The organism is Bacillus sp. XT-4 (genome assembly GCF_050864245.1).
In the GTDB taxonomy this organism is placed as follows: Bacteria; Bacillota; Bacilli; order Bacillales; family Bacillaceae; genus Bacillus; species Bacillus altitudinis.
On record NZ_JBPAFI010000007.1, the window covers coordinates 20,632 to 33,462 of the forward strand.

The following is a 12,831-nucleotide window of genomic DNA, read 5'->3' on the forward strand; positions in this document are numbered from 1 at the left end:
ATGAAAGAATCCATCTTTTATTTTGCTATCTCTTTTGTTCTTCAATGGGTTTGGTTTGGGGTTGTGCATCCAGATAGAGGCGTGACACTGCTGGACATGTTGATCTTCTCTATTTTGTTTACGGTGATGTTCTTTTTTATTGGCCGGATTTGGAGGTATCAGAAGAAAGGGCGAAGGGAGTAATGATGAAGCATTTCCTCTTTCTGTCGATGAGTGTTCGTTGTTCTATTGTTGGCGGCGGATCTTTTTGAAGGAGATATCATGCGGACGGTGTCCGCTTTTATCTTCCTTTTTCCTATTTTATTGTTTAAAACGTAAAAAGGCTGCCAAATAGATGGCAGCCCGTTTCTTACTCTTTTCATGCAAATAAATAATCAATGTTTAATCTCCGTCACGGAGTGTATGAATTAAGATTCGATCATATCAGTGTGTCATATGTGTTCCGAGTGAACCTACGTTTGAAAGTAAACGCCATGGAAGTTCTGGATAACAAGACAACGAAAGCCCTACCTCTCATTCGTCCTTACGGCTCCGAAGCCGTGCCAGTGTGAATTGTAAATCAAAACGTCTTTTTTCCATTCTTCCGCTTTTATAGGGGGCGGTTGCAGAAGGAAAAGAATAAGTTTGTTCGCTTTGACAGCGTCTCGTTCTTATCAAGTAGAAGCTCTATTGCTTCTCATTATGTCATAGAAAAAAGAAAGTTTACTTTCTTTATTTATTTGCTATTTCAACACTTAATATAAAACTATAACACGTTCCCCCAACTTACGCAAGTGTTAAAGTGATAATTCTGCTGGTGTCCGGTTTCCTTCGTTCATATAACGAATGGAGGTTGGGTCAATCTTAAGGATCACTAGGTTTGGATCATCTTTTCCTTTAAACCATTTCTCCATCTCATCAGACCAAAGGCGGTCGATCAATTCTGGATCATCAGTTAATGTGGCTTCACCTGCGATTTCTGCATATGTGTCCCCAAATCCTTCACCTGAATAACCAATGAGAATATGAACATTCGGATTTTTTTCAATCTCATCCGCTTTATGTGTTTCTTTGCTTGTTGGTGTATATAATGTCAGTCCTTCATGGAAAAAAGTCATATAGCGAGTATGCGGCTTATCTTGTTCAACAGTCGCCAATGTTCCAACTTTTTGTTCATCTAATAAGTTCATTACCTTTTGTTTTAACTCTTCTTGTGACATGTATCTTCACTCCTTCAAAATGTCATCCGTACTCTTAGGTTTCCACGACAATCCATTCATTAAACAAAGAAATGTGTTTTTCATAAAAAGACATCTTCTAGCTGATGCTATAAAAAACGGACACATTGAAAGGGGAAGTTGAACATGCATCATGAAACGATGTTCCATTTGAGTTCACTTGTTATTGCAGCGGTTGTTGTGGGCATTATCATATGGTCTGTCTCATCTGTACAGAAGAATCGGAAGAAATACTAAACACACCGCCCAATCAAAGCTGGGCGGCGTGCTATTGATCATGTATTCATAAAGGAACCGCCGTTGACATGAAGTGTCTGTCCCGTCATATAAGACGATTCGTCTGAAGCAAGCAGTACATAGCAGCCTACATGCTCCACAGGCTGTCCTGGTCTTCCCATTGGTGTCTCGGCCCCGAAGTTTTCGACACTGTCTTCATCAAATGTAGATGGAATGAGCGGCGTCCAAATTGGACCGGGTGCTACACCGTTGACCCGAATTCCATCTTTCACAAGCGACTGTGCCATAGAACGAGTAAAGCCGTTGATGGCCCCTTTTGTCGCCGTATAATCAATGAGCACTTTGTTGCCTCGATACGGGTTAATAGATGTTGTATTAATAATGGAACTTCCCGATTTTAAGTAATCGAGTGCCTTCTTCGTAAAATAAAAATAAGAATAGAAATTGGTTCTAAAGGTTTGGTGAAGCTGTTCACTAGAAATATCTTTAATACGTTCTTTCGGATGCTGTTCGGCCGCATTATTGACTAATATGTCCAGCTTCCCAAAGGCTTCAACTGTCTTTTCTACCGCTTTCTCACAAAAGGCTTCGTCCCCGACATCCCCTGCAATCGTTAAACATTTAACGCCTTCCTGTTCTACACGTTTTTGCGTATCTTCTGCATCCTCATGTTCATTTAAGTATACGATCGCGACATGAGCTCCTTCTTTGGCATACGCGACAGAAACGGCACGTCCAATTCCGCTGTCTCCACCTGTAATCAGCGCTACTTTTCCTTTTAGCTTACCAGACCCTTTATACGATTCATCCTCATAGATCGGCGCAGGATTCATTTCTCTTTCACTGCCCGGCTGCTGATCCTGCGTTTGGCGCGGAATGCCATTTGTTAAGTATTCACGTAAATCCATGTGTAAGCTCCTCCTTGATTTGTTGATGTATCCTTTCATTACCACTTCATTTTTTCACTCAAACATCCCTATGAGTCATCAATGCGTTTTCAAAACTGACAGGTTTCAGGATGGGAAAAATCGGTTACATAAACATAAAAAAGGAGCGTTCTCACATGCTGTCAACCATTTCTAAAACCTTTAGCAGACCAAAAGGCTGGCTCGGAAGCATCGCAGGTTTTATTATGGCAAATGAAAATAAGGCACTGAATCAATGGGCGATCCAGCATTTAGATTTATCAGATGGTGAAAACATATTGGAAATAGGCTATGGCCCCGGCTATAGCATCAAACATATGCTCAAGCATTATGACGATCTTCACATTGATGGACTAGATGCTTCTTCAACTATGAAGGAACAGGCGCATTCGCGTATAAAGAAACGATCCAAAGAGAAGCAGGTCCGGCTGTATGTCGGAAAAATTGAAAAAACACGCCTGCCGGCAGATCAGTATGACAAAGTACTTTCTGTTAACAATTATACGATTTGGGATGACCCAAAGGCTGGCGCACTCAACCTTTATCACACCTTGAAACCTGGCGGAACACTCGTCATTGTGATGCAGCCAAGAGAAAAAGGAGCAGACGCCAATCGGACAAAAGAAATGGGCGAAAGCATCCTCAATGACTTAGAATTTGCTGGTTTTGATCAGTTTTCTGTTGAATATGAAGAGATTCGTCCCACCCTTGCTGTCTGTGTCACAGCAAAAAAGCCGAGAAGCGAATAAGCTCTCGGCTTTTTTCTTACCATTTTGCCTCTTTGACAAATTGATAAAAAAGTTGATGTAATTTCTGTTCAATCTCTTCCTTTGTTCCTTGTCCATAAAGCGCCATGCTTTCTTCGCTTTCAATGATAGATGAACTGATTAGGCTAAACATTTCGGACCCTTCTTTGCCAAGCTCTAGCGGTGCCAGCATGAGGAGCATTCTGGACATAAGCTGCTGCCCGCCATCCATGCTTTTGATCTCGTATGCCTCATCAAGATCATAAATATGAAAGACCGGTTTCTTAATGAGATCATGCTTTAAGTGAAAAAGAGCAAACTCAGTTCCCGGAATGCCTAAACCACCTTGCTGCTCACGCTCAAGTAAACCGGCTGTCACTTCGTCTGCACGTTCTAAATAGCCTTGACTTTCAACCTGACGCAGCAGCGCTCTCATTGTTGACTCATGCTGCTCCGTCGTCTTCTTTTTTTCGATTGTAAAATGGGACAAGATGCTGCGAATCACTGACATATAATTCGTGATTTGCTCTGCCATCCCGATCATATCAACCGTTTCCTCCACCGATTCTTTTGCAGATTCCTGCGCTCTTTTTTTCTCAATCAGATAAGGAATTTTTCGTTTAATATGAGACTTGACCCGCACCGCGTCATCCTCGTTTAAGAGCGGGCTGACCATAATGTAATCAATATGCTCATATGGGATCGGAACGGTTGATACGATCATGTCATAGCTCGCAGCGTCGATTTCCTTTAACTCCATTAAGGAAGATAGATCGAATTTGGCGATCTCAGGCAATTCTTTTTTCAATCGTGATGCGAGCATTTTGGACGAACCAATACCGCTTGAGCAAACGACCAATGCATGAATCTTGGTTTCTTCTTTTTTAATTTCAAGCACCGAACCAAAATGAAGCACGATAAAGGCAATTTCATCCTCTGGAAATTCGATCTCAGGAAAGAAGCGCTCCACACCTTCTTCAATCGCCATGAACAGCAAGAAGTAGTCTTTTTTTATTTGTTGTGTGAGCGGATTATAAATCCGCATCTTTTCTTTCAAACGGTTCATAGCTGGTTCAAGATGAGACACGAGTCCCTCATACAATGAATCGTTTTCATTTAAATGGTAACCTGTTTTATGAGAAATAAAGTCAATGAGTTTCTTCGTTCTCAGCGCGATATCTAACTCAATCTCATCAATGCGGTATTCTGCCGTAAAGCTTCGATTTGCACTGCGCAAATGGATGGTCATGTAGCCGACCTCCGCTTCAGGAATCTCTACATTAAACATGCGTTCTAATGCTCGTGCGATTCTGAGTGAAGATTCAAATTCCTTCGTCCGCTTTAATTCAAGCAATTCTTCCTCTTCCATCCGAATGGTTTCACCGATTTGAATGCGTTCAATGGCATAGGTTAAGTGAACGACAAGTGCAATATAGGCACTATCTGACAACGAGAGAGAGAGTCTGTTTTTCAAATGAAAGAGCAGCCTTTCTACCTTGAGCAGCTGTCCTCGACTGACTACCCCAAATACCTTTTCAGTCGCTTTCGTTCGATGTTTAATATTCATCTCAATCGTTTCGAGAAATAATTGAATGTCGAGACGGTCAACGATCAGGTTCCCGACAATTTTTCGTTTGGCTTCCTCCGGCCCTTTTAATTCAATGCCGTACCCACGCTTGCGGATAAGCAGTAAACCGTAGGGAGCGATCCAGTCCGTCAGTTCATCTAAGTCGTAGCTGATGGTCGCATTTGTAACCTGCAAGTCGGCTGCAAGTGTATATAATTTCACCGGTTCTTTTGCTTCAAGCAGGGCACACAGGATTAAGAGCTTCCGTTCATCAGAACTATATTCAATTTGATCTTCATTTGAAATATGAGACAGAAGCCGCTGTTTGTCTTCCTGTTCACCGACCGCCTTCAAGCCCTTCCCCGGCTGTTTATCAAGTGATAGGTTGTAATTCTTTAAAATAGGTTTAATGGATTTAAGTTCTCTATGAATGGTTCTTGTACTTACTTGAACAGAATCGGCGATCTCACGAATGGTGACATAACGATTTTGCTGAATCATATATTTGATTACTTTCTGTTCTCGTGCCGTTATGTACATGAAATGCCTCCTTCTGCTTAAATAGGTCTATTGTCACACTTTAATATAAAACGCTTTCACTGATCGATGCAACCTGAAGTTGATCTAAATTTGGCACACAGGCTGTGACAAAATGAAAGACTCACACGTTTCTCCAAAAGGAAGGTCCATAATCCTTTTGATGAAATTGAATCGTTTGTTCATGAAATGGCAGTGTGCCCCCGACCTTTAATGAATAGGTAGGATGATAGACGGGAGAGCCAAAGCAATACTCCATCGTCCCTTCCTCCGGCCGAAACATGACGGTTCGCATCGTCCCAAACAGCTCTTCATAATTGTGCACAGTCAGACCAGCAGGGTATTCTGCCTGAAATAGTTCCGTAAGAGACTCGCTTGACGGCTGTTCTTCTAAAGCTTGAATTAACATGTCGTACCTGACAACAGAATGATGTTTCGTCAACCCTTTTGCCGAGTGATCAGCAAGCGGATGGTTCGTAGCCGCAATAAATCCACGCTCCGGCCTTCTCACCTTTTTTTGCCCATCAATCATTTCAATCACAGCCGCCTCTCCCTTCCGGTCAGCAAGCATGAGATGAACATTAGACGCGACGGGCATTTCCTGTACCAAACGGACGGCATCCTCCACCGTTTTACAGGACTCTAGCACAGCACGAATAACATGATATACTTGCAAGCCAGCAACAGCCGGCGGCTTTAAGCCTGGTTCGTTGCCAATAGGCGGACCGCATGCAGAAAATGTCACCGATAGACCATGCTCATTCATCCCATCAGATCGACCAAATAAGATTAATGATGAGCCTGTATGGACTGCTGAGCCCATTACATGTGTAGATACAAGACGCATATCATCAAACAGCGGAGAAAAATCATAGTTGCGCAGCATCACCGTTTGTTGATTGGCAGCCTCATTCCCCTGCATCACACAATGGGAACAGCCTGGCTGAAGATGCGAAGAATAGAAAAAGGTCAAATCGCTTTCATCTATTTGCATTTCATCACAAAATCCCGAGATCTCTTCTTCTAACTGAGGAAGAAACGGTCGAATCAGCTGCTTTGTTTCCCTCACAGCCTCTTTTGATAACGGTTCTGATTGAATGTATTGTTTCTTAAGCAAAGGGCGCTCCTTCAGCCAAATAGCCTGCTGCTTTCCTACCTCATAAGCTGTTCCTTTCAATTCATGAAAATACGCACTCATCTCCTGCATGCATCCACCTCTTTTGTCTTTGTTTCTTTTATCATATCGAAACAGCCCTTCATTTAAAAGAATGAAAAAACTGCAATCCCGAGGGATCACAGTTGCTAAGCGGATTGTTGAAACAGCGCTTCTGCCATTGCTTCATATCCTCTGTGGTTCGGATGAAATTGATCAATCGATAAGTATGCGCTTTGATGACCTTCAAATACACCGTAAATATCCACCACTTCTACATGTGGATTCGCAGTAAGCTGGCGAAGGTGATGGTTGTATTGCTTCAGCCATCTCTCGGCGATCGGAATCTCAGGAAAAGGATTATATAAATTCAATAAATATACGCAGTATGGATGATGTTGCCCTCTTTTTATCAGAGCGATTTCTTGAACCATTTTGCTAAAATTCGCCTGACAATGCATAGACGCTTGCAGCAGTGTCTTTTCATCTTCCCCTTTTTCATACTGCAGAACAGCTTGAACAAGATCATTCCCGCAGCCTGTGATGGTGATGATGTCAGCATGAGCAATCGCCCGTCTTACATCAGACCGCTGAAAAAGCTGCAAGATCTCTTCCGTTGTTAACCCTGATTTCGCAAATACGGACAGTTTCACCGGTATATGCAGCTTCTTTTCAAGCTTCGCCGCATATCGCTCCGTAAAACCGCCGCCAAATAAACGTGCCCCCACCCCAACCGTTAAGGAATCTCCAATCGCAACATAGGATCGTCCCACTCTTATCCCTCACTCTCTCCTGCCTTCTCTTATATATACGAAAAAGAAGAACAAATGCTTGTAGCAGATGGCTTAAAGGCATCCACCTTTTTTTCAAAAACGCAGGATGGGCGCATTTACAAACACTTTACTTGCGATATCGATCCATTTTTTGTTCAATGGGAGTAGGGTTTTTTTGCTTAAATCGCAGCTTTGAAGCGTTTCAGAAAAATTTACAAACTTTTTATCTTGATTTCAAGACTTTATACCTTGACTTCAAACTATATAGTGATTACAATGAAAATATCAGTTTTTATGTAACTGTGCTTGTTACATCTTTTTCATAGCATTCCAATATGATTAAAGATGCCACATATTCAGTGTATCTTTGGGATACGCTAAAAAAATCATTGAAACAGGAAGGATTGAATAAACATGGCAAAAGTTTTATACATCACTGCACATCCGCATGATGAAACAGTTTCTTACAGTATGGCTACTGCTAAAGCATTTATCGAATCTTATAAGGAAGCAAATCCAAGTGACGAGGTTGTACATATCGATTTGTACAAAGAAAACATTCCTCACATTGATGCAGATGTATTCGCTGGATGGGGCAAGCTTCAATCTGGTGCTGGCTTCGATACACTTTCAGCTGAAGAGCAAGCGAAAGTTGCTCGCCTAAACGAATTAAGCGATCAATTCGTTTCTGCTGACAAATACGTATTTGTTTCACCACTTTGGAACTTCTCATTCCCACCAGTTCTTAAAGCATACATCGACTCTGTTGCTGTAGCTGGTAAAACATTCAAATACACTGAGCAAGGTCCTGTTGGATTACTAACAGACAAAAAAGCGCTACACATCCAAGCACGTGGCGGATACTACACTGAAGGTCCTGCTGCTGAACTAGAAGCAGGTCACCGTTACCTTGGAACAATTGCAAACTTCTTCGGTATTCCTTCTTTCGAAGGTCTTATTGTTGAAGGTCACAATGCTGAGCCTGCAAAAGCAGAACAAATTAAAGCAGATGCGATCGAACGTGCAAAAGCTTTAGGTAAAACTTTCTAATCATGAACACGCAAAAAGCCAATGATCTTAACGGTCATTGGCTTTTTATTTGTTCAGATGCAAAACCTAATTCTTTTGAAATGCCGCTGGCCGCTTTTTTGACCTGCTCAATTAAATAAGGAAGCCGTTCCTTTTGATAGCCTGCCTCAAACCCTGCAATACTAATGCCTGCTGCCACTTCTCCGTGATGATTGAAAATGGGCGCTCCAATAGCTGCAGTATAGTTTTCAAGCTCTGAATAGCTTAACGTATAGCCGCGCCTGTTTGATTCTTCGATCATGTTTCGCAGGACATCTTTATCTGTAATGGTTCCGATCCCGATTTTCCCGAGCTCTACCGAATCAATATAGGCAAGTCTCTCTTCCTCTGGCAAAAAGGAAAGAATACTTCTCGCACAAGCTCCCGCATATAATGGGGATCTTCTTCCGACAGCGGTGTAGAGCCGGACAGGCTGCGTTCCTTCCATTTTCTCCACATAAATCGCTTCATCTCCTTCACGAATAATGAGCTGAACAGCCTCACCTACCTCATCACGCAAGTTTTCCATAAAGGGCCTTGCAATTCTACGGATATCGAGGCGATCGGCGACTAGCTGACCGTATTCAAGGAACATCAATCCTAATCGGTAAACACCTGAAGGATGCTTTTCTAATAATCCCATATCGGCTAAGGAGTTGGCCATTCGGTGTACAGATGTTTTGGGCATGCTCGAGAGCTCAATCATGTCATTTAACGTTAATTGTTCGTGTGTGATAAAAAGCCGTAATATCTCCATTGATTTCACAACGGTTTTATTTGTGTTCTGCATGTTTCTCACCTTTTCTAAAACGAAAATGCTTCGAGTTTTAATCTTGCCGTCAGGTCCTTCATCTCTGCTTCTTGTGTGAATAAGGCTTGCTCTGCTTCTTGGCGGTCAATTTGTTGAAACGTGAGATTCGCTCCAGGCATCGCCTGCGCAATGAGCGGCAAATCGACTGTTGCCACCTCACCAATACGGGGATATCCACCTGTCGTCTGGCGATCTGCGAGCAGAATAATCGGCTGGCCGTCAGGAGGAATTTGAATAGAGCCAAAAGCAACCGCTTCTGAAATCAATTCAAGTTTTTGCTTTAAACGTATCGGTTCCCCTTTCAATCTGCATCCCATACGATCAGATTGGGGAGTGACCTGATAAGACCGTTCGAAAAAAGCTTGTTGCGATTCTTCCTGAAAATGAGATAGATGTCTGCCTGCCAGCACTCGAATGACTGGTGATTTCCCGAGAGGCAAAAAATGAGCATGATTGACTGTCCATTCTGGCGCACGTTCCCCTTTGCTTTTTAACATGTGAACGAGGCTCTTCGCCAGTGGTGACGGTTCTCCAATCGGCAGGACGTCTCCTTTTTCTAGCGGACGCCCTTCTACCCCGCCTATCTTCGCTCTGACGTACGTACTTTTACTTTTCATCACCGGCTCAACATCAAATCCACCGGCTACAGCGAGGTAGGAGCGGCATCCCCTCTTACAAGGGCCAAAGGTGATCGTGCTTCCTGCTCGAATGAAGAGCGGTTTCCATAGAGGCACTTGTTCCCCGTCAATCTCAACCTCCACATCAGCACCGGTCACGGCGATCAGCTGATCCTTCTGACATGTCAACACTGGGCCGGGTCCCATTAATGTGATTTCCAGCACCGCTTCGTTTTCTTGATTCCCGGTGAGGATGTTGGCGATTCGGAGCGAGAGCGGGTCCATGCCGCCGCTCGTTAACACACCGTACTTCTGATAGCCTATTCTCCCTTTATCTTGAATGGTGGTGAACATTCCTGGCTTGATGACATGCATACTCAACGTTCTTCCTCCTTCATGCTGAAAAATTCCTTTTCAGACAGTTGAACAAATCGAACCTCGTCCCCTGCCTTTAGTAGACTAGGTCTCTCAGCATTCGGCCGAAATAAGGACAAAGGGGTTTGTCCAATGAGCTGCCAGCCTCCGGGTGTAGATATCGGATAAACCCCTGTCTGCTTCCCCGCAATACCCACAGACCCTTTCGGAATCGACATTCTTGGTGTTTCTCTACGCGGAGCTGCAATTTTTTCAGAAAGTCCGCCTAAAAACGGGAACCCAGGAGCAAACCCAATCATATAGACAAGATACGTCCCGGATGTGTGAATACGTACAACTTCTTCAGGCGTCAAACCATTGATACGGGCGACTTCTTCTAAGTCAGGACCGAGCTCTCCTCCATAACATACAGGAATGTTGACGATCCGGCGCTTTGCCTGATTCCCCTCCTGCCAGTTGTCTTCAAGGAGGTTTTCAATATAGTCTTTGACCCATTCATACGGAGAGATCGCACGTTGCTTAAGCTGAGCAGATTGATAGACCGTATAGGGCTCATAAAAGACGGTCACGTTTGTAAAAGCTTGAACAGCTTCCACATATCCTTCAAATGGATGCTGTTCAACACATGAAAACAGCTGCTTCACACGCTCATGAATGTCTTCACTTATGTCAGTCCCGGCTTGGATGACAATGGCTGCGTCTCCTAGCGGGTGGAACGTGATCGTATCTTTTATCGTTGAAAATGCCACTTTTATGACACCTCTCTTTCTACAGGACACCGAGCTTTTGATCTCTTACATCTGTGATAAACATATGACCGGGTGCATGGGTGATCGCAATGTCTGGCTTAGTGTGCATGACAATGGCTTGCGGCGTCACACCACATGCCCAAAACACCGGAACTTCCCCTTCTTTGATCACAGATGGTTCTCCAAAGTCTGGTTGATCTACATGTTCAATGCCAATCACAGCTGGATCACCTATATGGATAGGACCGCCATGTACCGATGGGAATCTAGATGTCACCTGAACACTTCTTGTGACTTGATGCGCTGGGATCGGCCTCATACTGACAACCATCGGACCATGGAATACACCTGCCCTTTCACATGGAATGTTCGTTTGATACATTGGGACATTATGACCGTCTTCAATATGGCGGACAGGAATGTCATTCAGCATCAGTGCATGCTCAAACGTAAAGCTGCATCCGATGAGAAAGCCCACCATATCATCCTCCCAATAGGAAGAAATATCTGTTACCTCTTCTTGAAGAACCCCTTTTTTGTAAACACGATATTTAGGGAAATCCGTTCGAATATCCGCATCAGGTGCTGAACGCCTTGGCACTGGATCACCTGGGTCGAGCACATCAAGCAAAGGGCACGAAGCCGGATTCCGCTGACAAAATAAAAGAAAATCGAAGGCCAGCTCTTTTTTGACGATCATTAAGTTGGCTTGCGCAAATCCCTCAGCAAAGCCAGCCGTTGGTCCTGTGATCTTCTGCTTACGAATCAATTCCCTTATTTGTGACGGCTTATAGGTTTGATATGCTTTCATGTGATCAGCTCCATAGTTTTGGAATTTCATTCATGATGGTATATCCGCCCATGATTGCCATGATGACAACAACAAACGCACCTGTTGCTGTCAAAAAGAATGGATGGCGATAATCACCGACAATTTCTTTTTTATAGGCAGCAATCAGCAATGTCCCGAGTGCAAGCGGCAAGATCAATGCATTGATGGCCCCAACCAAAATCAATATGTTCACAGGTCTTCCAATCGTGATAAAACAAATGGTCGAGAGCGCAATGAATCCAACGATAATGCCTCGTTGATTTTTCTCGATTTTTGGTGAGAAGGTTTTAAAGAAAGAAACGGAGGTGTATGCTGCTCCAATGACTGAGGTAATGGCGGCAGCCCACATAATAATCCCGAACATTTTATATCCAACATTTCCAGATGCTAATTGAAAAACAGACGCAGGCGGGTTCGACGGATCAATCTGTAAGCCTTTTGAGACAACTCCTAGAACGGCTAAAAATAAAGCAACACGCATCACGGATGTGATCAAAATACCGAAAATGGAACTTTTCGTCACTTGAGGCAATGCATCCTTCCCCTTAATGCCAGCATCCAGCAGACGATGACCACCAGCAAAAACGATATAGCCACCAACTGTCCCGCCGACAAGTGTGACAATTGATAACATGTCAATTTTCTCTGGCACGAAAGTTCTCATGACCGCTTCTCCAACTGGCGGTGCTGTGGAAATAGCCACATACAGCATCAGACCAATCATGACAAAACCAGCGATTTGTGTGAATCGGTCCATCGCTTTTCCTGCCTCTTTGATGACAAAAATGAGAATGGCAATGACTGCACTGACCCCAGCCCCTATGCGGGGATCGACGCCGAATATGACCTGAAAACCGAGACCCGCACCAGCGATATTTCCAATATTAAAGGCAAGCCCCCCAATGACAATCAAACAGGCTAACACATATCCGAGACCCGGCAGAACCATATTGGCAATGTCCTGTCCTCTTTTTTCCGAGACGGCAATGATACGCCATACATTTGTTTGCGCAAAAATGTCTAGCAAAATGGAAATCAAGATGACAAACCCAAAGCTAGCTGCGAGCTGCTGTGTGAACACCGTTGTTTGTGTTAAAAATCCCGGTCCAATGGCGGACGTTGCCATTAAAAAGGCTGCGCCCATCAGCATAGAACGGTTCCCTTTTGGAGCTTTCATGTGTTTGGCTTTCTCTCTTTTCATGCTGTTTCCCCCTTTGATGACG

Annotated in this window: 13 protein-coding genes; 3 read left to right on the top strand and 10 right to left on the bottom strand. The window is 43.7% G+C overall.

Going from position 1 to position 12,831, the window contains the following annotated elements; all coding sequences use genetic code 11:
• Positions 1 to 183 carry a hypothetical protein gene (locus ACRRMM_RS16395; protein ID WP_041091160.1) on the top strand — a complete coding sequence of 61 codons (183 nt, stop codon included), beginning with the start codon at positions 1 to 3 and terminating at the stop codon, positions 181 to 183.
• Between the two features lie 593 nt (positions 184 to 776).
• Here the strand turns inward: ACRRMM_RS16395 and ACRRMM_RS16400 are convergent.
• Both ACRRMM_RS16400 and ACRRMM_RS16405 read right to left on the bottom strand, forming a co-directional pair.
• Positions 777 to 1,199 (bottom strand): pyridoxamine 5'-phosphate oxidase family protein, encoded by a 423-nt coding sequence (locus ACRRMM_RS16400; protein ID WP_110487651.1) that lies wholly within the window; start codon positions 1,197 to 1,199, stop codon positions 777 to 779.
• A gap of 293 nt (positions 1,200 to 1,492) precedes the next feature.
• Positions 1,493 to 2,362 (bottom strand): SDR family oxidoreductase, encoded by an 870-nt coding sequence (locus tag ACRRMM_RS16405; protein ID WP_432450891.1) that lies wholly within the window; start codon positions 2,360 to 2,362, stop codon positions 1,493 to 1,495.
• Between the two features lie 155 nt (positions 2,363 to 2,517).
• On the opposite strand from ACRRMM_RS16405, the gene ACRRMM_RS16410 reads away from it, so the two are divergent.
• Positions 2,518 to 3,129: a class I SAM-dependent methyltransferase gene (locus tag ACRRMM_RS16410; RefSeq protein WP_041091156.1), complete on the top strand. Its 612-nt coding sequence runs from the start codon at positions 2,518 to 2,520 to the stop codon at positions 3,127 to 3,129.
• A gap of 16 nt (positions 3,130 to 3,145) precedes the next feature.
• On the opposite strand, the gene ACRRMM_RS16415 is transcribed toward ACRRMM_RS16410, so the two are convergent.
• The 3 genes from ACRRMM_RS16415 to ACRRMM_RS16425 form a co-directional block, all read right to left on the bottom strand.
• Complete coding sequence (locus tag ACRRMM_RS16415; RefSeq protein WP_428828782.1) at positions 3,146 to 5,233, bottom strand: BglG family transcription antiterminator; 2,088 nt, start codon at positions 5,231 to 5,233, stop codon at positions 3,146 to 3,148.
• Between the two features lie 121 nt (positions 5,234 to 5,354).
• Positions 5,355 to 6,437 carry a C45 family autoproteolytic acyltransferase/hydolase gene (locus ACRRMM_RS16420; RefSeq protein ID WP_217816161.1) on the bottom strand — a complete coding sequence of 361 codons (1,083 nt, stop codon included), beginning with the start codon at positions 6,435 to 6,437 and terminating at the stop codon, positions 5,355 to 5,357.
• Between the two features lie 95 nt (positions 6,438 to 6,532).
• Entirely contained in the window at positions 6,533 to 7,156 is a 624-nt protein-coding gene (locus ACRRMM_RS16425; protein ID WP_428828781.1) for a GDSL-type esterase/lipase family protein, read from the bottom strand.
• A gap of 414 nt (positions 7,157 to 7,570) precedes the next feature.
• Between ACRRMM_RS16425 and ACRRMM_RS16430 the strand changes: the two genes are divergently transcribed.
• Positions 7,571 to 8,206, top strand: a complete 636-nt coding sequence (locus tag ACRRMM_RS16430; RefSeq protein ID WP_024720223.1) for an FMN-dependent NADH-azoreductase — start codon at positions 7,571 to 7,573, stop codon at positions 8,204 to 8,206.
• Between the two features lie 34 nt (positions 8,207 to 8,240).
• Here ACRRMM_RS16430 and ACRRMM_RS16435 read toward each other — a convergent pair whose 3' ends face one another.
• Genes ACRRMM_RS16435 through ACRRMM_RS16455 form a run of 5 tightly spaced genes read right to left on the bottom strand, consistent with a single transcriptional unit; the run spans position 8,241 to position 12,809 of the window.
• Complete coding sequence (locus ACRRMM_RS16435) at positions 8,241 to 9,014, bottom strand: IclR family transcriptional regulator (RefSeq protein WP_007498093.1); 774 nt, start codon at positions 9,012 to 9,014, stop codon at positions 8,241 to 8,243.
• A gap of 14 nt (positions 9,015 to 9,028) precedes the next feature.
• Complete coding sequence (locus ACRRMM_RS16440) at positions 9,029 to 10,033, bottom strand: biotin-dependent carboxyltransferase family protein (RefSeq protein ID WP_303622211.1); 1,005 nt, start codon at positions 10,031 to 10,033, stop codon at positions 9,029 to 9,031.
• On the bottom strand, positions 10,030 to 10,776 hold the full coding sequence (gene pxpB / locus ACRRMM_RS16445) for a 5-oxoprolinase subunit PxpB (RefSeq protein ID WP_217816163.1): 747 nt from the start codon (positions 10,774 to 10,776) through the stop codon (positions 10,030 to 10,032). Before pxpB ends, ACRRMM_RS16440 begins: the two co-directional genes overlap by 4 nt.
• Positions 10,777 to 10,795: 19 nt before the next feature.
• Complete coding sequence (locus ACRRMM_RS16450) at positions 10,796 to 11,587, bottom strand: putative hydro-lyase (RefSeq protein WP_136944935.1); 792 nt, start codon at positions 11,585 to 11,587, stop codon at positions 10,796 to 10,798.
• A gap of 4 nt (positions 11,588 to 11,591) precedes the next feature.
• Positions 11,592 to 12,809, bottom strand: a complete 1,218-nt coding sequence (locus ACRRMM_RS16455; protein ID WP_202733964.1) for an NRAMP family divalent metal transporter — start codon at positions 12,807 to 12,809, stop codon at positions 11,592 to 11,594.
• Positions 12,810 to 12,831: the final 22 nt, after the last annotated feature.

Bases quoted from the DNA above. Each gene is read 5' to 3' on its own strand.
- ACRRMM_RS16395 (WP_041091160.1), top strand. From the start codon at position 1: ATGAAAGAATCCATCTTTTATTTTGCTATCTCTTTTGTTCTTCAATGG.
- ACRRMM_RS16400 (WP_110487651.1), bottom strand. From the start codon at position 1,199: ATGTCACAAGAAGAGTTAAAACAAAAGGTAATGAACTTATTAGATGAA.
- ACRRMM_RS16405 (WP_432450891.1), bottom strand. From the start codon at position 2,362: ATGGATTTACGTGAATACTTAACAAATGGCATTCCGCGCCAAACGCAG.
- ACRRMM_RS16410 (WP_041091156.1), top strand. From the start codon at position 2,518: ATGCTGTCAACCATTTCTAAAACCTTTAGCAGACCAAAAGGCTGGCTC.
- ACRRMM_RS16415 (WP_428828782.1), bottom strand. From the start codon at position 5,233: ATGTACATAACGGCACGAGAACAGAAAGTAATCAAATATATGATTCAG.
- ACRRMM_RS16420 (WP_217816161.1), bottom strand. From the start codon at position 6,437: ATGCAGGAGATGAGTGCGTATTTTCATGAATTGAAAGGAACAGCTTAT.
- ACRRMM_RS16430 (WP_024720223.1), top strand. From the start codon at position 7,571: ATGGCAAAAGTTTTATACATCACTGCACATCCGCATGATGAAACAGTT.
- ACRRMM_RS16435 (WP_007498093.1), bottom strand. From the start codon at position 9,014: ATGCAGAACACAAATAAAACCGTTGTGAAATCAATGGAGATATTACGG.
- ACRRMM_RS16450 (WP_136944935.1), bottom strand. From the start codon at position 11,587: ATGAAAGCATATCAAACCTATAAGCCGTCACAAATAAGGGAATTGATT.
- ACRRMM_RS16455 (WP_202733964.1), bottom strand. From the start codon at position 12,809: ATGAAAAGAGAGAAAGCCAAACACATGAAAGCTCCAAAAGGGAACCGT.